The 18,975-nt window shown below is 63.1% G+C and carries 20 protein-coding genes; 13 read left to right on the top strand and 7 right to left on the bottom strand.

Annotation, left to right across the window (positions count from 1 at the left end; all coding sequences use genetic code 11):
- Positions 1-27: 27 nt before the first annotated feature.
- Positions 28-1,281 (bottom strand): multidrug efflux MFS transporter, encoded by a 1,254-nt coding sequence (locus AC4FWB_RS02615; RefSeq protein WP_491024194.1) that lies wholly within the window; start codon positions 1,279-1,281, stop codon positions 28-30.
- Positions 1,282-1,399: 118 nt separating this feature from the next.
- Here AC4FWB_RS02615 and AC4FWB_RS02610 point away from each other — a divergent pair, with 118 nt between their 5' ends.
- Complete coding sequence (locus AC4FWB_RS02610) at positions 1,400-2,065, top strand: GntR family transcriptional regulator (RefSeq protein WP_491024334.1); 666 nt, start codon at positions 1,400-1,402, stop codon at positions 2,063-2,065.
- A 127-nt stretch (positions 2,066-2,192) separates the two neighbouring features.
- On the top strand, positions 2,193-3,164 hold the full coding sequence (locus AC4FWB_RS02605) for a glycosyl transferase family 90 (RefSeq protein ID WP_491024193.1): 972 nt from the start codon (positions 2,193-2,195) through the stop codon (positions 3,162-3,164).
- Between the two features lie 6 nt (positions 3,165-3,170).
- Here the strand turns inward: AC4FWB_RS02605 and AC4FWB_RS02600 are convergent, their stop codons facing one another.
- Entirely contained in the window at positions 3,171-4,214 is a 1,044-nt protein-coding gene (locus AC4FWB_RS02600; protein ID WP_491024192.1) for an aldo/keto reductase, read from the bottom strand.
- 260 nt (positions 4,215-4,474) lie between these two features.
- Between AC4FWB_RS02600 and ppk2 the strand changes: the two genes are divergently transcribed.
- Positions 4,475-5,407, top strand: coding sequence for a polyphosphate kinase 2 (ppk2, locus tag AC4FWB_RS02595; RefSeq protein ID WP_491024191.1), 933 nt, complete (start codon positions 4,475-4,477; stop codon positions 5,405-5,407).
- 10 nt (positions 5,408-5,417) lie between these two features.
- On the opposite strand, the gene AC4FWB_RS02590 is transcribed toward ppk2, so the two are convergent.
- Positions 5,418-6,113, bottom strand: coding sequence for a winged helix-turn-helix transcriptional regulator (locus tag AC4FWB_RS02590; RefSeq protein ID WP_491024190.1), 696 nt, complete (start codon positions 6,111-6,113; stop codon positions 5,418-5,420).
- A gap of 179 nt (positions 6,114-6,292) precedes the next feature.
- Here AC4FWB_RS02590 and AC4FWB_RS02585 point away from each other — a divergent pair, with 179 nt between their 5' ends.
- Positions 6,293-6,619, top strand: a complete 327-nt coding sequence (locus tag AC4FWB_RS02585; RefSeq protein ID WP_491024189.1) for a DUF1330 domain-containing protein — start codon at positions 6,293-6,295, stop codon at positions 6,617-6,619.
- A 45-nt stretch (positions 6,620-6,664) separates the two neighbouring features.
- Here the strand turns inward: AC4FWB_RS02585 and AC4FWB_RS02580 are convergent, their stop codons facing one another.
- From AC4FWB_RS02580 to AC4FWB_RS02565, 4 genes are all read right to left on the bottom strand, one after another.
- Positions 6,665-7,315: a dihydrofolate reductase family protein gene (locus AC4FWB_RS02580; protein ID WP_491024188.1), complete on the bottom strand. Its 651-nt coding sequence runs from the start codon at positions 7,313-7,315 to the stop codon at positions 6,665-6,667.
- A gap of 178 nt (positions 7,316-7,493) precedes the next feature.
- A complete protein-coding gene (locus AC4FWB_RS02575) occupies positions 7,494-7,790 on the bottom strand; it encodes a nucleotidyltransferase family protein (RefSeq protein ID WP_491024187.1) in 297 nt (98 codons plus the stop codon).
- A gap of 49 nt (positions 7,791-7,839) precedes the next feature.
- On the bottom strand, positions 7,840-8,871 hold the full coding sequence (gene hemB, locus AC4FWB_RS02570; protein WP_491024186.1) for a porphobilinogen synthase: 1,032 nt from the start codon (positions 8,869-8,871) through the stop codon (positions 7,840-7,842).
- Positions 8,872-8,959: 88 nt separating this feature from the next.
- On the bottom strand, positions 8,960-9,775 hold the full coding sequence (locus AC4FWB_RS02565) for a DUF2066 domain-containing protein (protein WP_491024185.1): 816 nt from the start codon (positions 9,773-9,775) through the stop codon (positions 8,960-8,962).
- A gap of 169 nt (positions 9,776-9,944) precedes the next feature.
- Here AC4FWB_RS02565 and AC4FWB_RS02560 point away from each other — a divergent pair, with 169 nt between their 5' ends.
- From AC4FWB_RS02560 to AC4FWB_RS02520, 9 genes are all read left to right on the top strand, one after another.
- Positions 9,945-10,985: an enoyl-CoA hydratase/isomerase family protein gene (locus AC4FWB_RS02560; protein WP_491024184.1), complete on the top strand. Its 1,041-nt coding sequence runs from the start codon at positions 9,945-9,947 to the stop codon at positions 10,983-10,985.
- On the top strand, positions 10,982-11,404 hold the full coding sequence (locus AC4FWB_RS02555; RefSeq protein ID WP_491024183.1) for a DUF6163 family protein: 423 nt from the start codon (positions 10,982-10,984) through the stop codon (positions 11,402-11,404). The genes AC4FWB_RS02560 and AC4FWB_RS02555 overlap by 4 nt, the downstream gene beginning before the upstream one ends.
- 403 nt (positions 11,405-11,807) lie before the next feature.
- The gene (ldtR, locus tag AC4FWB_RS02550) at positions 11,808-12,323 is read left to right on the top strand and encodes a transcriptional regulator LdtR (RefSeq protein WP_040983294.1); all 516 of its coding nucleotides are present in this window, start codon (positions 11,808-11,810) and stop codon (positions 12,321-12,323) included.
- A gap of 278 nt (positions 12,324-12,601) precedes the next feature.
- A complete protein-coding gene (locus tag AC4FWB_RS02545) occupies positions 12,602-13,054 on the top strand; it encodes a hypothetical protein (protein WP_491024182.1) in 453 nt (150 codons plus the stop codon).
- Between the two features lie 333 nt (positions 13,055-13,387).
- Positions 13,388-14,641, top strand: a complete 1,254-nt coding sequence (locus tag AC4FWB_RS02540) for a L,D-transpeptidase family protein (protein ID WP_491024181.1) — start codon at positions 13,388-13,390, stop codon at positions 14,639-14,641.
- 165 nt (positions 14,642-14,806) lie between these two features.
- Positions 14,807-16,450: a Na+/H+ antiporter gene (locus tag AC4FWB_RS02535; RefSeq protein ID WP_491024180.1), complete on the top strand. Its 1,644-nt coding sequence runs from the start codon at positions 14,807-14,809 to the stop codon at positions 16,448-16,450.
- Between the two features lie 126 nt (positions 16,451-16,576).
- The gene (glyA, locus tag AC4FWB_RS02530) at positions 16,577-17,890 is read left to right on the top strand and encodes a serine hydroxymethyltransferase (protein WP_491024179.1); all 1,314 of its coding nucleotides are present in this window, start codon (positions 16,577-16,579) and stop codon (positions 17,888-17,890) included.
- A gap of 127 nt (positions 17,891-18,017) precedes the next feature.
- Positions 18,018-18,608 (top strand): hypothetical protein, encoded by a 591-nt coding sequence (locus AC4FWB_RS02525; protein WP_491024333.1) that lies wholly within the window; start codon positions 18,018-18,020, stop codon positions 18,606-18,608.
- 31 nt (positions 18,609-18,639) lie between these two features.
- Positions 18,640-18,969 carry a GlpM family protein gene (locus tag AC4FWB_RS02520; RefSeq protein ID WP_491024178.1) on the top strand — a complete coding sequence of 110 codons (330 nt, stop codon included), beginning with the start codon at positions 18,640-18,642 and terminating at the stop codon, positions 18,967-18,969.
- The last annotated feature ends 6 nt before the right edge of the window (positions 18,970-18,975 follow it).

The raw sequence follows: 18,975 nt of genomic DNA, 5'->3' as shown, positions 1-18,975 counted from the left end.
GATGCTCCGTCTTCGGTGGCACGGCAATCAGGATTCGCCGGCTTCGAGCAGCATATGCCGCGTCCGCCGCGACTGGACAATCCAGTTATAGACCGCACCCAGCGTCATCAGCACCGATGTGCCTAATAACACCGCCCGCATGCCGAAATGACCGCCGACGAAGCCGCCGGCGAGCGGCCCCGCGACCTGGCCGACATATTGCGCCGAGATCGACAATCCGAGCACATTGCCGCCGACGCCGTCCGGGATGTTGTGGCGGATGACGCTGGTGATGCAGGGCAAAAGGCCGCCCAGCGCCAGACCCATCAGGAAACGCAGTCCGATCAGTTGCCAGCCGTCAGTGACGAAAGCTTGTGGAATAAGCAGTAGCGCCGAGACGGCGAGCGCGCCGACGACGACGTTCCAGTGGCCGACGCGGTCGGCGAGCTTGCCCAGCCACGACGAGGACAGGATGGTGCCAAGTGCTGCCGCCGACATCACCACGCCGGCGACCATCGTCACCTTGCTCTGGTCCTCGACGAGCTGCTGCACATAGACGGTGATGATTGGCTCGATCGACATGGTGGCGAAGGCGAGCAGCATGCCGGTTGTCAGCATGGCGACGACCGGGCGCTTGTCGGGGATCTGCGACCAGCCGCTTTTCGGTTTCGTCGCCGAAGCGGCCTTGGCCGCGGGTGGGCGCGGGTTTTCCTTGATCAGGAAAGTCGTGGCCAGGAAAGCGAGAAAGATCACGCCACCGGAGAGCAGGAAGGTGGCGCGGATGCCGATCACCGGCGGCAGCGCGCCGCCGAGCAGCGGGCCGACCAGCGAGCCCGCCGTGATGCCGGCCGAGAGCACGCCGAGCGCCCAGCCGGAGCGGTCCTTCGGCGTCTGCATCGCCACCAATATCGTCGAGCCTGAGGAGTAGCCGCCGGCAAAGCCGATCAGGAGCCTCAGCAGCACCAGTTGCCAGACGCTCTCAACCATGCCTGTCAGCGACATGCAGATCGCCATGCCGAAGGAGGCGCGCACCAGCATCAGTTTGCGGCCGTAGCGGTCGCCGAGCCGCCCCCAAAGCGGCGCGACCAGCGCCGCGGCAAAGAAGGTGGCGCCATAGGCAATGCCCGACCATTGCACGATCGCCGCGTGCCCCTCGGCGCCCAGTTGTTCGACGTAGAGCGGCAGGAACGGCAACAACAGCGTCATGGCAATGAGCGTGCTGAACGAGCCGGCGAAGCAGACGGCGAGATTGCGCCGCCAATGGATGTTGTAGCCGCTCTGTTCAGGAGTGTCGTTCGCCATGTCATGCCTGCCCGGCTATCTGGGATTGTTCCGGATACCAATTTGGGATACCAGATCGGTATCCGTCATGAACCTCAACCCAGCCGCTGTCAATGCGGCGCCGAAGAGCGGGCCGACAATGTCGCAGATGCAGAATGTCGAAAGGCAGCTTCGCGAGATGATCCTCGGGCTGGAGATCGGCCCGGGCGAGCGGCTGACCGAGCGCTGGATCGAAAGCCGCTTCGGCGCCTCGCGCACCCCGGTCAGGGCCGCATTGCTACGCCTCGAGACCGAAGGGCTGATCGGCCGCGACGGCCGCGGCTGGACGGTGGCGCCGATCAATCTCGCCGAGCTTGGTCAGATCGCCGTCTACCGCGAGGCTGTCGAGGTGGCGGCGGTGAGGTTGACGGCAGGGCTGGAGGATCGCAGCGGGGTCGAGGTGATCGCAGCGATGCTCGATTCCTGTGATGCCGACACGCCGCGCGAGGAATGGCATCGCGTCGGCATGGATTTCCACATCGAGCTGGCCAGGCTTTCCGGCAATGAGTTTCTGCTCAGAGCCGTGCGCGACGCGATGACCAGGCTGTCGCGCGCCCGCTGGCTGGAAGTGCGCGACGAGGCAGCGCTCGGCCGCGCCTGGGCCGAGCACCATGCGATCCTGGCGGCCGTGCGAAAGGGTGACGCCGAAGAGGCGGCGCGGCTGCTCTCGGCCCATATCGCCGGCAGCCGCGACCGGCTGGTGACTTCGCTGCATGACGACCGGCGCGGTCTGCGCGCTAGGGGCTTTGCCGTCGTCGCTGCCTGACCCCGGCAAACGTCGTCGAATACTAGGACTCTCACAATTTCGTCCGGTTGTGCGGGCTTGCAAGATGTTCGGCACAATGCTGTAGGAGACGTGGGGAACAACTCGGCATCTTTGAAACGACGGACGCATGGCTTCGCCCTTACGCACCGCAGCGCGAGTATTTTATTTTATACGCAACATCACGCGCGATGTGGCGCCGCAGGCTCTCTTTCGCCATCGCCTGGCCAGCCGGCTGCAGCAGGCGAGGCTTTCCGGCAAAACGGTCCGCGACCGCGTCAACTATTACAACAAGCTCGACCATAGCTTCGTGCCGAGCGCGGCTGCCGTGCCGGCCGGTCAAATACCCAAGTTCGGCAGCATGTACTATTACGATCTGAAGGAGTTCGCCCGCTATTTCGATCGCGACCTGCTTATCGATCTCGAGTTCGGCGATGTCGTCGACGTGCCCAAGATGCCGGCGATCGTCAAGGATCGGCCGATCCGTGACGACAACGGCAACGCCGTGATCATGAAGCTCGACAAGTTCCGCCATTTCAACATGCCAAGGGACAATCTCTCCTTCGCCGACAAGCGCCCGATGGCGGTCTGGCGCGGTGATCTCAACAATCCGATCCGCAAGCGGTTCGTCGATGCCGTGCGCGGTCTGCCGGTCTGCGATGCGGGCTCGCCCAAGCCGAGTGCGCCGGAGGGCTACCGCAAGTCGTATCTCACGATCCCGCAGCAGCGACAGTTCCGTTACATCGTCTCGCTCGAAGGCAACGACGTGGCCACCAACCTCAAATGGGTCATGAGCTCGAATTCGCTCTGCCTGATGCCGCCGCCGACCTACGAGACATGGTTCGCCGAAGCTGAGCTCGAGGCCAATGTCCACTACGTGCCGCTGGCGCCGGATTTTTCGGACGTCGGCGACAAGATCGCCTATTTCGAAAGGCATCCGGCGGAAGCCCAGCGCATCACAACGGCGGCCAATGCTTACTGCCGCCGGTTCAGCGACGAAAAGGACGAGCGGGCGGTCTCGCTGCTCGTCCTCTACAAATATTTCGTGCTGAGCGGCCAGATCAAACCCGATCCAGAGGCCTGGCGCTACATCACAGGCTGACGTTTCTCAGATATCGCTGCGGTCGAGCACCAGGTCGGCCGGGCCGAACCGGTCCCTGGCGGTGAATTGCTGGTGCCAATAGGGGTAAAGCACCGGGGGCCGGCTGACGGCGTCCAGGCGCAGGCGCTCGTCGAGCGACAGCGTCAGGCTTGCCGCGGCAAGATTGTCCTTGAGCTGGGCTTCGTTGCGGGCGCCGATCACCAGCGAGCTGACGGCTGGGCGGCCAAGTAGCCAGGCAAGCGCCACCTGCGCCGCCGAAACGCCGCGCTCCTTGCCGATCTCGACCAGCACGTCGACGATGCGCCACAGCCGGTCCTCGTCGCGGATCGGCGGCTCCGACCAGCCGCCAAGCTGGCGTGCCGTCGGGCTGTCGCGGCGGTATTTTCCCGAAAGCAGGCCACCGGCCAGCGGGCTCCACACCAGCACGCCGAGCCCCTGGTCGACCGAGATTGGCAGCAACTCGTACTCGGCCTCGCGCGCTTCCAGCGTGTAGTGGATCTGCTGGGTGACGAAGCGCGGCTGATGATGGCTGTCGCTGATCGAGAGCGCCTTCATCACCTGCCAGCCCGAGTAGTTGGAGCAGCCGACGTAGCGGACCTTGCCCTGGCCGACCAGCGTGTCGAGCGCCGCGATCGTCTCCTCCAGCGGCGTGACGCCATCCCATTCGTGCAGGAAATAGATGTCGATGACATCGGTCTTGAGCCGCTTCAGGCTCCGCTCGCATTCACGGATCAGATGATGGCGCGACAGGCCTTCGTCGTTGGGGCCGTTGCCGATCCGCATGCGCGCCTTCGACGCGATCAGCACATCGTTCTTGCGCTTGCCGCCGAGCGCCTCACCGACGATCTCCTCGGACAGGCCGTTCGAATAGACATTGGCGGTGTCGATGAGGTTGATGCCGGCGTCGATGCAGGTGTCGATGATGCGCTTGGCTTCCGAAAGATCGGAATTGCCGACGGCGGCGAACGGGCCCGTGCCGCCGAAGGTCATCGTGCCAAGCGTCAATGTCGAAACCTTCAGGCCGGAACGGCCAAGGGTGCGGTATTCCATGTCAGGTCCTCGCGATTTGTTTGAAGGGCGCGTGGCAGGCGCCGGAAAGAGACAGGGTATTTGTAGGACAATTCCGGCGGCTTGTCGCCCCGCCATCGATACGGGCCGATCACATATCGGCTAGTCCAACGTCGTCGCTGGGCCGTTTGCAATAAAACCGTCATTGCGGGCCTGTATCTCAGTCGGCTTAGGGAGTTGCGTTTGCGGCCATGGCCGGAACGCATCCGAGGCGAAGGTGGCTGACAGGCAGGAGCAGCGCGATGAACGAACTAAAACCGAATTCCGGGCCGAATTCCGGAGCCAAGGACTGGCTGGAAGCCGAGCTCGAGGACACGCTCGACGAGGACTATGAGCTGGAGATTTCCGAGCCCGCGCTCTCGCTGGAGATCGCCAAAATCTACAAGAAGTCGCATCCGCCCTCCATCGAACGGATGACCTATTTCCGCGAGCTGCTGCGGCTGCAGTCGGAACTGATCAAGCTGCAGTCCTGGGTCGCCTACCACAAGAAGAAGCTGGTCGTGATCTTCGAGGGCCGTGACTCCGCAGGCAAGGGCGGCGTGATCAAGCGCATCACGCAGCGCCTCAACCCGCGCATCGCCCGCGTCGTGGCGCTGCCCGCGCCAACCGAGCGCGAGAAGTCGCAATGGTATTTCCAGCGCTATGTGCCGCATCTGCCGGCCGGCGGCGAGATCGTGCTGTTCGACCGCTCCTGGTACAACCGCTCCGGCGTCGAGCGCGTGATGGGTTTTGCCAATGCCGATCAGGTGGAAGAGTTCTTCCACGACGTGCCGGAATTCGAGCGCATGCTGGTGCGCTCCGGCATCACGCTGGTGAAATACTGGTTCTCGATCACCGACGAGGAGCAGCAGATGCGCTTCCTGATGCGTATCCACGACCCGATGAAGCAGTGGAAGCTGTCGCCCATGGATCTGCAGTCGCGCGTGCGCTGGGAGCAGTACACCAAGGCCAAGGAAGAAACCTTCGCCCGCACCAACATCAAGGAAGCGCCCTGGTTCATCGTCGAGGGCAACGACAAGAAGCGGGCGCGGCTGAACTGCATCGACCATTTGCTGCAGCAGATGCCCTACGAAGATGTGCCGCATGAGGAGATCACGCTGCCCGAGCGCGTCTTCAATCCGTCCTACGAGCGCCAGGTGCTGCCGCGCGAGCTTTATGTGCCTGGGAAGTATTGACCCTTCGGTGCTACGCCGCCGCGCGTTTCGGCATGACGGCAAACGGGCTGAGGCCGAGCCATGTCTGCATCTTGGCGGCGACGTCGAGGTTTCCGGTCAACGCCACCTTCTCAGCCTCCTTTTGGACGGTCGTCAGCCCCATCCAGATCGAGGTCATGGTGCAGAGGTCGGTCGAGACATAGAGATCGACCTCGAATCCCGGATCGTACCAGCACAGATCGACATCGCCGTGCTTCTCGACGATCAGCCACCAGGAGCGTTTTGACGCCGGCAGGTCGTGATACAGGAACTGTATCACGGTGCGGCCGTCGGGCAGCGGGCTGGCGTTCAGGTTGCGCCGCATATCCCACATCAGCAGCGATGGATCGAGGTTCTTGAGCGACAGCCGGGCCTCGACCCATTTCTGGCCCCAGAAACCCATCGCCTCGACCACGGGGCGCAAATCTTTGCCGGCCTCGGTCAGCCTGTATTCGAAAACGCCCTTTTCGGATTTGATCTCGGCGCGCTCGACAATGCCTGCAGTCTCCAGCTCCTTCAGCCTTTGCGACAGGAGCGTCGGCGACATTTTCGGGACGCCGCGGCGCAGATCGTTGAAGCGGGTCGAGCCCGCCACCAGCTCGCGCAACAGCACCATCGTCCAGCGCGTGCACAACAGCTCCGCGGCCATGGAAAGCGGGCAGAACTGCTTGTATCCGGGTTGCGTCATCTGGTTGGCCTCCCACCGATTGAAGCCGAACCATAATCCTCAGGCGCCCCTGCAGCCAGTACAGAAGCTGTACCGGGCCAGTACAGATGCCGGACTGGAGGGTTTGGGCCTTGCCATGCGAGCCAGCGGTCACGTCACCGGGCGGTCCGGTGCCGACAAACCACAGGAGAGTTTCAATCATGACTGTTTACGTGATCGCCGACATCAAGGTGACGGACGACAAGTGGGTGCCTGCCTATGCCGGCTCGGTGCACGAGCTGGTGCACAAGCATGGCGGGCGTTATCTAGCGCGCAGCGGCAATGTGAAGACGCTCGAGGGCAAGCCGCTGGACACCAGCCTGATCGCGCTGATGGCGTTTCCGACGGCGACGGCAGCCGAAGCATTCGCCAGCGATCCGCAATACGCGCCCTACATTGCCGCGCGCCAGGCCGGCAGCGAAAGCCGCTTCCAGATGATCGACAACACCGATCTGGCGGGGACGATTTCCTATCTGCCCAAGGGCTGAGGACGCGACCGGAACGCGGCCTGGCCGCGTTCCGGCATTCTTCGATCAGGAATCGCGTTTGACGATGACATGGGTGGCGAGCGAAGTGGCCACTTGCTCGGTGCAGCGATAGCCGAGCTTCAGCATGTCGAGACCGGCGAAGAGGTGCTCGCCGGAGCCGAGCAGCATCGGCGAGATTGCCAGATGCATCTCGTCGATAAGTTTCTTCTCCAGATACTGTCGGATGGTCGAAACGCCACCGCCGACCCGAACGTCCTTTCCATTGGCCGCGGCTTTCGCCTGCTCGAGCGCCGAATGGATGCCGTCGGTGACGAAATAAAAGGTCGTGCCGCCTTCCATGGCGATCGGCGCGCGCTTGTGGTGCGTCAGCACGAAGACCGGCACGTGATAGGGCGGGTTGTCGCCCCACCAGCCTTTCCAGCTGTCGTCAGGCCACTCGCCGCGGATCGGCCCGAACATGTTGCGGCCCAGGATCCAGGCGCCGACATTCTCGAAGCTGCGCACGGCGAAGCTGTCATCGATGTCTGTGGTGCCGCCGTCCTTGCCGATCACCATCTCGCGAAAGGTGCGGGTGCCGATCATCCATCTATGCAGATCTTCGCCGCCGACACCGAGCGGGTTTTCGAGAGTCTGATCGGGACCGGCGCCGTAGCCGTCGAGCGACAAGGTGAAAGCGTTGACACGCAGCTTGGACATCATTGCCTCCTAAACCAGTTGTAAATTGCAAGCAGTTGTTTGGTAGCTTAACTGATTGCGAAACGCAAGCAGTATTTTCCGCTCCATCGAAGCGGTCAGCGTCGGGAGCGTCGCCGGAAGCGTTAGGATTGCCGTCACAATTTGGCGTCGGGAAAGCGACTACTTGCGTAACTCTCGGTCAAAATACGCGCACGGCCGATCGTTCGATATCAGCCTTCACCATCGGATGAAGGCTGTCCCTTGTGGTGATGTCGATTTCGGTCGACATCTTCTCTTCGAGAAATTGTTTGATGCCGACGAGGTCGATCAGGGAAAAGCGCCGCGCCGGATCGTAGTCTATGAACAGATCAAGATCGCTGTCTGATCGTGCATCGCCGCGCGCGGCCGACCCAAACAGATAAAGCGAAGTCACGCCCATGCCCCTGATGGCATCTGCGTTCTTCTGCAACCGTTCGATCACTTCATTCCGGCTCATCGAACCATTCTAACGGATCCCGTCAGAATTCCAAAATCGCGAGGCGAGCCTAGCCCCTCAGCATCTCCGCCACCACCGGCGCGAAATAGGTGAGAATGCCGTCGCAGCCGGCGCGTTTCAGCGCCAGAAGCGATTCCAGCATCGCCTTCTCGCCGTCGATCCAGCCATTGGCGCTGGCGGCCTTGATCATCGAATATTCGCCAGACACCTGGTAGGCGAAGGTCGGCATCTGCAGCTCGTCCTTCAGCCTGCGAATGATGTCGAGATAGGGAAGCCCCGGCTTCACCATCAGCATGTCGGCGCCTTCGGCGAGATCCTGCTCGGCCTCGCGCACCGCCTCGTCGGAATTGGCGTGGTCGATATAGTAGGTCTTCTTGTCGCCCTTGAGCAGGCCGGCGGTGCCGACGGCCTCGCGATAGGGCCCATAGAAGGCGGAGGCGAATTTCGTCGCATAGGACATGATCGCCACGTCCTGAAAACCGTTGGCGTCGAGCGCGTCGCGGATGGCGCCGATGCGGCCGTCCATCATGTCGGACGGCGCGATGATGTCGGCGCCCGCCGCAGCCTGGATCACGGCTGCGGCGGCGACCTGCTCGACGGTTTCGTCGTTGACGATGATGCCATCGCGCAAAATGCCGTCATGGCCGTGGCTGGTGAACGGGTCGAGTGCCGCGTCGGTGATGATGCCGATCTCCGGCACCGCGTCCTTGATGGCGCGGGTGGCGCGGTTGATGATGTTTTCGGGGTCGAGGATGTGCGAACCGGTCTGGTCGCGCAGCGAGAGCTCGACATTGGGGAAAGTGGCGATCGCAGGGATGCCAAGCTTGGCGGCGCGCTCCGCCTCCTTGACCGCGAGGTCGACGGAGAGACGATAGACGTCCGGCATCGCGGCGATTGGCTCGCGCACGTTGCTGCCGTCGACGACGAAGATCGGCCAGATCAGGTCGTTCACCGAGAGCTGGTTCTCCTGCACCAGCCGGCGCGACCAGTCGGCCTTGCGCATGCGCCGCAGCCGCCGGCCGCCGGTGATCTCGTCGACGCTGCGCGCGCCGGCAGGCTTTGCGGGAGTGAATCTGTTCATCGCCAAAACTCTTCTTTGTTCCGGCTTTTACCACGCGGCCTCACCGCAGACCAATGCGACACGATTGTGCCAAGGCCGAAACTTCGTGTCACGGCTGCCCATTGCCCGACAGAATCTGCGCCGCGCCCTTCACCGCCACGCGAAACGCCTCGTCGAAGCTGACGCCGCGCGCTTGCCATTGATAGGTCTTGCCGCGGTCGGCCAGCCGCCAGTCGGCGATCCAGCCGAGTTCCTTGTCGCTCCACACGATGCTGCCGGCAAGCGCCCGGATCGCTCCCGCCTTTTTCGCGAGTTGGTCGAGCCTTGCCATATCCGTCGCGGAAAGCGCCTTCTCATCTAACCCGGCAAGCTGCCTGGCCTTTGGAAAGGTGACGCGCATCAGCAGCGGGCCGGTGGCATTGGTGAAGGATTCGCGCATGGTCTCACCGCGATCCTCGTCGGCCGTCAATACGAAATGGCTCGCGCCTTGCTCGGCCGTCAGGAAGACGGCAAGCGTCGGCCGTTCGCCATGCCAGGGTCTGCTGCCGAGCTGCGCCAGGAGCTTGTCGACCACGGCGGGCTTGTAGAGGCACGTCAGGTCGTGCGGCCGGTCATGCGTGCCTTGCTCGTCATGGATCGGCACGCCTTCCAGCCGGTCATGGTAGCGAAAGGATTGGACGAAGTCGGCCGCCTTGTCGCGCAGCGCCAGCATCTCCGGCTTTTGCGTCAGCCGCTGGTCCCCTGAAACCTTGATCAGCACCTTCTCCAGGCAATCCTTGAAGCCGATCTGCCGGTTCGGTTCGCCGGTGCCGGTGACGATGGTCTGGGCCTGGTAAAGCTCGGCCGTCGTTGCGGCAAGGGCGGAGGAAACTCCCAGCCAGAGGAGGCCTAGCAATCCAGCCACGAGACGAGGAAATCCAGGCATGTCGATTTGCTCGAAATCTGTCGGGCCGCGTGGGCGCAATCGTTTGCCGGTTTCGTAACATCTGGCGCGCCCAGCCGCCAGTGTAATGACCCGCTGGCATTGACGCATCCTTATGCCGCCTTTAGCACTTCAGTCCCCCCGGAAGGGCGGAGAGAAGGATTCCCTGGTGATGGATTTTGGCGGAGGCGACGAGATTCGCTTCGAGCGTTTGGGAAAGGCGGGCGTCGTCACGCTGACGCGGCCGCAGGCGCTCAATGCCGTCACCCATCGCATGGTCAAGGCGCTCGGCAAGGCGCTTGACGCCTGGGAGGGCGATGCCGGCGTCAGCGCCGTCGTCGTCAAGGCCGAGGGCAGGGCGTTTTCCGCCGGCGGCGACATCCTGCACATCTACGAGGCCGGCCGCGCCGGCAAGCCGCCGGTCGACTTCTTCGCCGACGAGTACCGGCTCAACGCCCGCATCGCGCGCTTCAGGAAACCCTATGTCGCGCTGATCGACGGCATCGTCATGGGCGGCGGCGTCGGTATCTCCTTCCATGGTTCGCACCGCGTTTTGACCGAGAACGCGCAGTTCGCCATGCCCGAGGTCGGCATCGGCTTCTTCCCCGATGTCGGCGCCAGCCATCTCTTGCCCGATCTCGGCGGCAGCTTCGGCATGTATCTGGGGCTGACGGGAAACCGTATCCGCTATGGCGATGCGCTGTGGTCTGGCCTGGCCACCCACACCATCAAGGCCGAGGACCAGGCGGGGCTGCTCGATGAGATCGCAGTTTCCGGCGATCCGGAGTCGGAGTTGCGCTCTTTCTTCACGCCTGCCAGGCGCGAGACGGAACGGCAGGACCTGGAAGCGATCGCCCGCCATTTTTCTCAAGCCTCGCTCGCCGACATCGTCGCCAGCCTGGAACAGGCCCTTGACGACGCCTTCGCTGCCAAGACGCTGGCGACCATCAAGACGCGTTCGCCGACCAGCCTCAACGTCGCCTGGCGCGAGATCAGCGCCGGACTGACGCTGTCGATGGACGAGTGCATGAAGATGGAGTTCCGCATCCTCAACCGCATGCTGGCCGGCCATGACTTCTACGAAGGCATCCGCGCCGCCATCATCGACAAGGGCTCGAAGCCTGAGTGGCGGCCAGCCAGCCTCGATGCGGTGGGCGCTGCCGACGTCGACGCCTATTTCGCGTCGCTCGGGGGCCGGGAGCTCGAGCTGTGAGCGAGGTCACCTCCAGGCGCGTGGTGCTGCAGCCCTCGACCACCGAAATCATCTTCGCCTGGTTCCAGCGGGTCATTGCCGGCTATTGCTTGCTCTTCGGCATCCTCTACTGGATCCGGCTGATCGGTATCTATCCCGGCGAACTCTGGCGCTTCGACCTGATGCCGGTGCACTGGCAGGTGGCCGCGGCCACGCTTGCCGTCTTCTTTCCCTTTGCCGCGGCGGGCCTCTGGATGCTCGCCTCCTGGGGGCCAGTGATCTGGTTCATCTGCGCGGCGACCGAGACCGTCATGTATGCCGGCTTTCCCAACCTCTTCGGCCACAGGATGCTGATCGTCGTCTCGCATGCCTGCGTGGCGTTGCTCTACATCGTCTTCCGGGTGATCATCTGGCTGCAGAAGCGCCAGTTCCGGCAGTAATGCATGTCGCCCGAAAGTGGGCAGCGGTTTCGGGAGAACGACATGCATAAAAACAAAAATGCATGTCGCCCGAAAGTGGGCAGCGGTTTCGGGAGAACGACATGCATCAGAACAACGACCTGAAGCGCGTCGCCTGAATCCGCTTCAGCGCGACGCGCTTCAGGTTGCCAGGCGGCTCCAGAGGCCTAGATTCGGGGTCAGCGATTTGCCCCAAACCCATTGCCTAAATCTTTAGGTTAATTGTTCTTGCTCGCGTGACCGTTCGTTAAGCCTCTTTCGAAACCTCTTACCGGTAAGCTCTTGTTAGCCCTGGCGTTTAAGTCGAATTTTATGAGTATTCGATAGTGTCGCGATCAAGGTGAAGAACAAAAAATCACCGGGCGACAAACGAGAGGCAAAGACAATGATCAATTCACGTCCGGCGGCGAAGACCGCCAACGTATCCGACGACCGCCGCGAGGCGATCCGTTCGCTGTACATGGAATCGCTGCAGCTGGTGGAGCGTCTGCATCGCCGTCTGCTTGACGTGATCAAGGACGAGTTCGACCGCAACGGCCGCTCCGACATCAACGCCATCCAGGCGCTGCTGCTCTTCAACATCGGCAATTCGGAGCTGACCGCCGGCGAGCTGCGCTCGCGTGGTTATTATCTCGGCTCGAACGTCTCCTACAATCTGAAGAAGCTCGTCGATCTCGGCTTCATCAACCACCAGCGCTCGCGCATCGACCGCCGCTCGGTTCGCGTCTCGTTGACGCCGAAGGGCAACGAGGTGGCCGACGTCGTCGCCGGCCTCTACGAGCGCCATGTCGGCTCGATCGAGGCGGTCGGCGGCATCAACACCGACGAGTTCAAGCAGATGAACCGCGCCCTGCAGCGCCTGGATCGCTTCTGGAACGATACGATCGCTTACCGGATGTAAGCACTTTCGAAATCTGAGACATCGAGGCCGCGCCGAAGAAGCGCGGCCGGGGAAAAAAGTCGGGGGGCCGGTGCTGAAAGGTGCCGGTCTTTTTCTTGTTGCGAAGGGAAGGCCCTTAAAGCATGTCTGCCGAAAGTGGGACCGGTTTCGGGACAAAGGCATGCGTAAAATCAAAAACCTAAAGCGCACGGAGCGAATCTGAAAGATCGCGACGCGCTTTAGGTAGTTGACCCTGGGGCAGCGCGCGTGGAAGCTCTCAGCCAAAGGGGAGGGACGCCGTGCGCTATTTCGTGCTTGTGCTTTCCGTTTTGGTTCTGGCTTCGTCGGCTCAAGCCAGGACGCTCTACTACGGCTCCAGGGCGGGCATGGAGGTCACGATCGTCAAAAAGTCCGGCATCGGCACGTCGCATGCCAGCGTATTGACGAAGCACACCAGGCAAAACGCCGTCGGCTATTGCCGCGACTATGTCGGCAAGGTGACCGAGGATTGCATTGCCAAGGAAATGAAGACGCCCTTGCATCTGGAGATCACGGCGGATTGCAGGAGCGGCAAGTTCACGACATTTTACGGCGCCAACATGCGGTTCCAGGGGCACAGCCCCGCCGGAAGTGCCACGGACTACCTGATCACCGACACCGACGAGGACGTGGTTCTCGATGGTTCGGGCGCCTCTGGCTACGACTATACCCTCGATCAATTCAAAGCTCTGTGTCCGAACCGGGTGAAGTAGGACAAGCCGAAAAGTAACGAGGATTTGCCCAATCGGTGGCGACCGGCGATGCCAAAATGCATCGGTCCCTTTCCCTTCATCTTCTTGCCGCAAGCAAATCGCGGGCCAAGGCCACGTTGCCGCCATAATCGCGGTGAAAGCGAGAATGCGGTGATGCTGCGGGCCGATGCCCTGCGCTTATTGGACCCGGCGCTGCGGCCGCGCGTTTCTGGCAGCCGAGCGATGCGGGACATGGTTGGCTAATTGTTAAGATTGCCGACCCTAGAGTGCGGGCAACCCGCCAGTAGAGCGAACTGAGCGAGATTTGATACAGCTAGAATGTCTGGAACGTCCATGAGAACCAGCCGCCGTTTCTTCCTTACCGGAGCCTCCGCGCTCGCCGCCGCCGTAGTCGCCGGCCATGCCAGCGCGCAGGATGTGGTCGGGGATATCCTCAAATCCTCGACCCGCGGCAATTGGGACGATCAGTTCGACGCCCGCGCCAACAACACAAGCAAGGTCGCTTCGACGCTTCCTATCTTCAGCCAGCAGACCGTCGCGTTCACCGAGCAGGCGGTGGCGCAGTACCAGAACATCGTCGGCCAGGGCGGCTGGGAACAGGTTCCGGCGACCAAGAAACTGCAGCTCGGCGTCGACGATCCGGATGTCGTGCAGCTGCGCAAACGGCTGATGATTTCGGGTGATTTGCCGCAGAGCGCCGGCATCTCGACGGCCTTCGATTCCTATGTCGATTCAGCGGTCAAGCGCTTCCAGCTTCGCCACGGCCTGCCGGCCGATGGCGCGATGGGCAAGTACACCTATGCGGCGATGAACGTCCAGGCTCCGATCCGGCTCGGCCAGTTGCAGACCAATCTGCAGCGCCTGAAGGAAAAGGCCGGCACGCTGGGCAGCCGCTATGTGCTGGTCGACATTCCCGCGGCGCAGATCGAAGCGGTCGAGAACGACCGTGTCGTGCTTCGCCACACCGCGATCGTCGGCAAGATCGACCGCCAGACGCCGATCGTGAATTCCAAGATCAACGAGATCATCGTCAATCCATACTGGAACGCGCCGGTCTCGATCGTGCGCAAGGACATCATTCCGCTGATGCGGAAGGATCCCAACTACCTCAAGGACAGTCATATCCGCCTGTTCGCGCCGGACGGCAGCGAGGTCGATCCGATGACCGTCGACTGGTCGACAGACGATGCCGAGAAATACCGCTTCCGCCAGGATCCGGGCGCCGGCAACGCCATGGCTTCGGTCAAGATCAATTTCCCGAGCCCGGATGGCGTCTACATGCACGACACGCCGCAGCAGAGCCTGTTCGGCAAACTGATGCGCTTCGATTCCTCGGGCTGCGTGCGCGTCCAGAACGTGCGTGACCTCGTCACCTGGATCCTGCGCGACACCCCCGGTTGGGACCGCCAGCATTTCGAGGCGACGATCAAGACCGGCGAGAATACCCCAGTCCAGGTCGTCAACCCGGTGCCGGTCCACTTCCTCTATCTCTCGGCATGGTCGACGGGTCCCGGCGTCGTGCAGTTCCGCGACGACATCTACGGCCTCGACGGCAACAGCGAGCTGCAGATCACTTCCGCGCTGTAAGCGTCTGATATCCGGAAAGAAAAGGCCGCTCCGGGAGCGGCCTTTTTCTTTGTATCGGCCGCTCCGAAGTCGATCGGCACCGCAGGGTCGATAGCCAGTTGGCCTGGCCGTCTGGACGCGAAGCCGGCAATTGCGCATGGTCGGCCTCAGAGCCGGAATCGCATCATGGAAGTCACCGTCTTCATTCTCGTCGTGCTCGCTTTCGTGGCGGTTTCCGGCGCGCTGGTGCGGCTGGTGCGCGTGCCGTTACCCGTGCTGCAGATCGTGATCGGCGCCGCCCTTGCCTGGCCGGCGAGCGGCCTGCATGTCGGGATCGATCCGGAACTCTTCCTCCTGGTGTTCATCCCGCCGCTTCTGTTCGGCGACGCCTTCGCCGCGCCGAAGCGGGAACTGATCGAGCTGCGCGGGCCGATCCTCGATCTCGCCATCGGACTGGTCTTCTTCACCATCGTCGGCTTCGGCTACGCCTTGCACTGGCTGGTGCCGAGCATCCCGCTGGTGGTCGCTTTCGCTTTGGCCGCCGTGCTGTCGCCGACCGATGCGGTCGCCGTGTCCTCGATCGTCGACCGCAACGTCGTTCCGGCGCGGCTGATGCACATATTGGAAGGCGAATCCCTGCTCAACGACGCTTCCGGCCTGGTCATGTTCCGCTTCGCCGTGGCGGCCGCGCTGACCGGCAGCTTCTCCTTCGCCGCCGCCTCTCTGAGCTTCCTCTATGCTGTGGCGGCCGGCATCCTCGCCGGGGTTGCGGCGCTGTTCATCGCTGCCAAGGCGTTGCAAATCCTTGGCCGCATCGGCGGTACGCCGGCGGAGGCGCAGGTGCTGGTCATGACCCTGCTGCCCTTCGTCGCGTATCTCATCGCCGAACATGTCGGCGCCTCCGGCATCCTGGCGGCGGTCACCGCCGGCCTGCTCACCGGGACCTCGGGCATTTTCCGCTTTTTGTCGGTGTCGGCGCGCATCCAGGCGATGTCGCTATGGTCGACGCTGACCTTCGTCTTCAACGGCGCTCTCTTTATCCTGCTCGGGCTGCAGCTACCCGACATCATCCGCAAGGTTCCGCCGCAGCTCACCAGCCGGCACTGGCTGTTCGAGCCGGCGCTGACCGTGCTCATTTTGACGCTCTGCCTGATCGGCCTGCGCTTCCTCTGGATATGGATCGGCGACATGGCGTCAGTGATTGCCGCAAGGCTCGGCAAGCGCAAGGCCGAGCCCTTTGGTTTTCGCGTAAGGCTTGCCGGATCGGTAGCCGGCGTGCGCGGAGCGATCACGCTGGCCGGCATCCTGTCGCTGCCGCTCGCGCTGCAGGATGGCTTGCCCTTTCCGGCGCGGGACGTGGTGATCTTCCTCGCCGCCGGCGTCATCATCTGCTCGCTCATCATCGCCAGCCTCGCTTTGCCGGGGATCGCGCGCGGACTGGTCGAGCCGGGCGAGGATCCGGGCGCGGCCGAGGAGCGCCGGGCGCGTGTCGGCGCCGCCAATGCGGCGATCGCCAAGATCGAGAGCCTCGCCGGCGAGGGCGGCGAAGAAGGCGAGGCGGCCGAGGCCCGGCTTGCGGTCGCCGACAGCATCGTTGCCGGCTATCGCCGCCGCATCGCGGCCTCTGACGAGGCCGATGAGGCGCGCGCCGAGGCCCGCGAGGCCGGGCGGCTGGAGCTCGAACTGAGGCACGCCGGCATCGAGGCGGAGCGCGCCGCCGTGCGCGCCATGTTCCGCAGCCGCGAAATCAACGACCACACCATGCGGGCGCTGCTGGCCGAGATCACGCTGACCGAAGCCCTGCTCAAGAGCCGGCAGGACCGGAAATGACGTTCAGCCGATTTGCTTGGCGCAATCCGGCAAGCAAATTTCGCGCCGCAAACGTGGCGGGCTCCAAACAACTGTGTTAATGGCCCGACGACCTCGCAGACCTCCGGCCCCAAGGGAAAGCAAGCCATGTCAAATGCCTCGGCAGCCTCCAGCAAATTCGAGTCCTTCTTCGAGACCACGCTTGCCGACGCCGATCCGGATATTTTCGGCGCCATCCGCAACGAACTTGGCCGCCAGCGCCATGAGATCGAGCTGATCGCCTCGGAGAACATCGTCTCCCGCGCCGTGCTCGAGGCGCAGGGGTCGATCATGACCAACAAATATGCCGAGGGCTATCCGGGCAAGCGCTACTATGGTGGCTGCCAGTTCGTCGACGTGGCCGAGGAACTGGCCATCGAGCGCGCGAAGAAACTGTTCGGCTGCAACTTCGCCAATGTCCAGCCCAACTCCGGCAGCCAGATGAACCAGGCCGTGTTCCTGGCGCTCCTGCAGCCCGGCGACACCTTCATGGGCCTCGACTTGAATTCGGGCGGCCATCTCACTCACGGCTCGCCGGTCAATATGAGCGGCAAGTGGTTCAAAGTCGTCTCCTATGGCGTGCGCAAGGACGATCACCTGCTTGACTTGGACGCGATCGAGAAGACCGCGCATGAGACCAAGCCGAAGCTGATCCTGGCCGGCGGCACCGCCTATTCCCGCATCTGGGACTGGAAGCGTTTCCGCGAGATCGCCGATTCGATCGGCGCCTATCTGATGGTCGACATGGCTCACATCGCCGGCCTGGTCGCGGGCGGCATGCACCCGTCGCCGTTGCCTCATGCCCATGTCGTGACCACGACCACGCACAAGTCGCTGCGCGGCCCGCGCGGCGGCATGATCCTCTGCAACGACGAGGAGATCGCCAAGAAGATGAACTCGGCGGTGTTCCCGGGCCTACAGGGCGGTCCGCTGATGCATGTCGTCGCCGCCAAGGCGGTGGCGCTCGGCGAAGCGCTGAAGCCGAGCTTCAAGGCTTATGCCGAAAGCATCGTCGCCAACGCCAAGGCGCTGGCCTCGAGCCTGCAGGAAACCGGCCTCGATATCGTCTCGGGCGGCACCGACAACCACCTGATGCTGGTCGACCTGCGTCCGAAGAATGCCACCGGCAAGCGCGCCGAGGCAGCACTCGGCCGCGCCAACATCACCTGCAACAAGAACGGCATCCCCTTCGATCCGGAAAAGCCGTTCGTCACCTCCGGTGTCCGTCTCGGCACGCCCGCCGGCACCACGCGCGGCTTCGGCCAGGCCGAATTCCGCGAGATCGGCAAGCTGATCGCCGAGGTGCTGGACGGGCTGAAGATGGCGAATTCCGACGAGGGCAACGCCGCCGTCGAGGCCGCGGTCAAGGCCAAGGTCACGGCGCTGACGGATCGGTTCCCGCTTTATCCCTATCTCGGTTGACCTTCTCTTTCGATTGCCCTCTCTCTCGGTTGCCCTCTCTCTCGGTTGACCGCGCGCCGCGCGTCATCTTTTATCCTGCGCCGTGCGCCGCCTTGAACGGGCGGCGCGGCTTCTTGGAGACTTGATGATGCGCACTGTCCGCCTTGCCGCCTTGGCCCTGCTTGGTTCGCTGGCCGGTTTCGCCGTGTCCGGCGCGATTGCCCAGGAGCAGACGCAGCCGGATCCGAATTTGCCGGCCACCACTACCTTCGGCAGGTGGACCACGATCATCGACACGCTCGATACCGGGCAGGATTCGCACAAGACCTGCGCGGCCTCCACCGCTTTCGTCGACGGCATCGGCAATGCGGGCACGCTGACACTGTCGATCTCGACCGGCGACGCCCTGCCGCCCGATGCCTATCCCGCCATCATGATCAGTGTCGATAACAAGGATCTGCCGACCGGCAAGAAGATCGCGGCGACCTTCGGCGATCCCGGCATAAAGGTTTCCGCGACGGTCTATTCCAATGATGGCGTCAACGGTCGCCCAAGCTGGATGGTCGACAACCAGGCCAAGACCAGTCTCGCCCTGCTGCGCGCCATGCGCAAAGTCACCTCGCTCGATGTCGTCTTCGGCAAGCAGACCGTCGCGAGCATCCCGATGGACGGCTTCACCAAGGCCTATCGCAATCTCGGCACGTCCTGCGGCTTCGCGACCAAGGATGTTGCGCCGTAGCGCAGACGGCTGGTTTGGGTAGGGGTAACAAATGGACATCGTCTGGAAAGGTGTAGTCGGCGGACTGGTCACGGCGTTGATCGTCTGGGCCTCCAAACGCGGCAATGTGCTGCCCGGCATCCTGCCGCTGGCGCCGACCTTCGCGGTGATTGCGCTGCTTGCCGTCGGCTCCAAAGGCAACATGCCCGGTTTTCGCGAGGCCTGTCTTGCCGGCTTCAAGACGATTCCTGCCTATCTCGCCTTCCTCGGCGCCTGCTGGCTGTTCATCGACAGGGCCGACTACCGGCTGGCCGTGCTGGGCGGCATCGCCGTGTGGCTGGCGGCGGCGCTGGCAATCTTCCTCGCGCCTCGCTATCTCTGAGGCATA

Source organism: Mesorhizobium sp. LEGMi-168a (assembly GCF_058312955.1).
Note: the sequence above shows the minus strand (reverse complement) of the source record. Positions and strands in the feature narration are given on the sequence as shown.

Bases quoted from the DNA above. Each gene is read 5' to 3' on its own strand.
- AC4FWB_RS02615 (WP_491024194.1), bottom strand. From the start codon at position 1,281: ATGGCGAACGACACTCCTGAACAGAGCGGCTACAACATCCATTGGCGG.
- AC4FWB_RS02610 (WP_491024334.1), top strand. From the start codon at position 1,400: ATGTCGCAGATGCAGAATGTCGAAAGGCAGCTTCGCGAGATGATCCTC.
- AC4FWB_RS02605 (WP_491024193.1), top strand. From the start codon at position 2,193: ATGGCTTCGCCCTTACGCACCGCAGCGCGAGTATTTTATTTTATACGC.
- AC4FWB_RS02600 (WP_491024192.1), bottom strand. From the start codon at position 4,214: ATGGAATACCGCACCCTTGGCCGTTCCGGCCTGAAGGTTTCGACATTG.
- ppk2 (WP_491024191.1), top strand. From the start codon at position 4,475: ATGAACGAACTAAAACCGAATTCCGGGCCGAATTCCGGAGCCAAGGAC.
- AC4FWB_RS02590 (WP_491024190.1), bottom strand. From the start codon at position 6,113: ATGACGCAACCCGGATACAAGCAGTTCTGCCCGCTTTCCATGGCCGCG.
- AC4FWB_RS02585 (WP_491024189.1), top strand. From the start codon at position 6,293: ATGACTGTTTACGTGATCGCCGACATCAAGGTGACGGACGACAAGTGG.
- AC4FWB_RS02580 (WP_491024188.1), bottom strand. From the start codon at position 7,315: ATGTCCAAGCTGCGTGTCAACGCTTTCACCTTGTCGCTCGACGGCTAC.
- AC4FWB_RS02575 (WP_491024187.1), bottom strand. From the start codon at position 7,790: ATGAGCCGGAATGAAGTGATCGAACGGTTGCAGAAGAACGCAGATGCC.
- hemB (WP_491024186.1), bottom strand. From the start codon at position 8,871: ATGAACAGATTCACTCCCGCAAAGCCTGCCGGCGCGCGCAGCGTCGAC.
- AC4FWB_RS02565 (WP_491024185.1), bottom strand. From the start codon at position 9,775: ATGCCTGGATTTCCTCGTCTCGTGGCTGGATTGCTAGGCCTCCTCTGG.
- AC4FWB_RS02560 (WP_491024184.1), top strand. From the start codon at position 9,945: ATGGATTTTGGCGGAGGCGACGAGATTCGCTTCGAGCGTTTGGGAAAG.
- ldtR (WP_040983294.1), top strand. From the start codon at position 11,808: ATGATCAATTCACGTCCGGCGGCGAAGACCGCCAACGTATCCGACGAC.
- AC4FWB_RS02540 (WP_491024181.1), top strand. From the start codon at position 13,388: ATGAGAACCAGCCGCCGTTTCTTCCTTACCGGAGCCTCCGCGCTCGCC.
- AC4FWB_RS02535 (WP_491024180.1), top strand. From the start codon at position 14,807: ATGGAAGTCACCGTCTTCATTCTCGTCGTGCTCGCTTTCGTGGCGGTT.
- glyA (WP_491024179.1), top strand. From the start codon at position 16,577: ATGTCAAATGCCTCGGCAGCCTCCAGCAAATTCGAGTCCTTCTTCGAG.
- AC4FWB_RS02525 (WP_491024333.1), top strand. From the start codon at position 18,018: ATGCGCACTGTCCGCCTTGCCGCCTTGGCCCTGCTTGGTTCGCTGGCC.
- AC4FWB_RS02520 (WP_491024178.1), top strand. From the start codon at position 18,640: ATGGACATCGTCTGGAAAGGTGTAGTCGGCGGACTGGTCACGGCGTTG.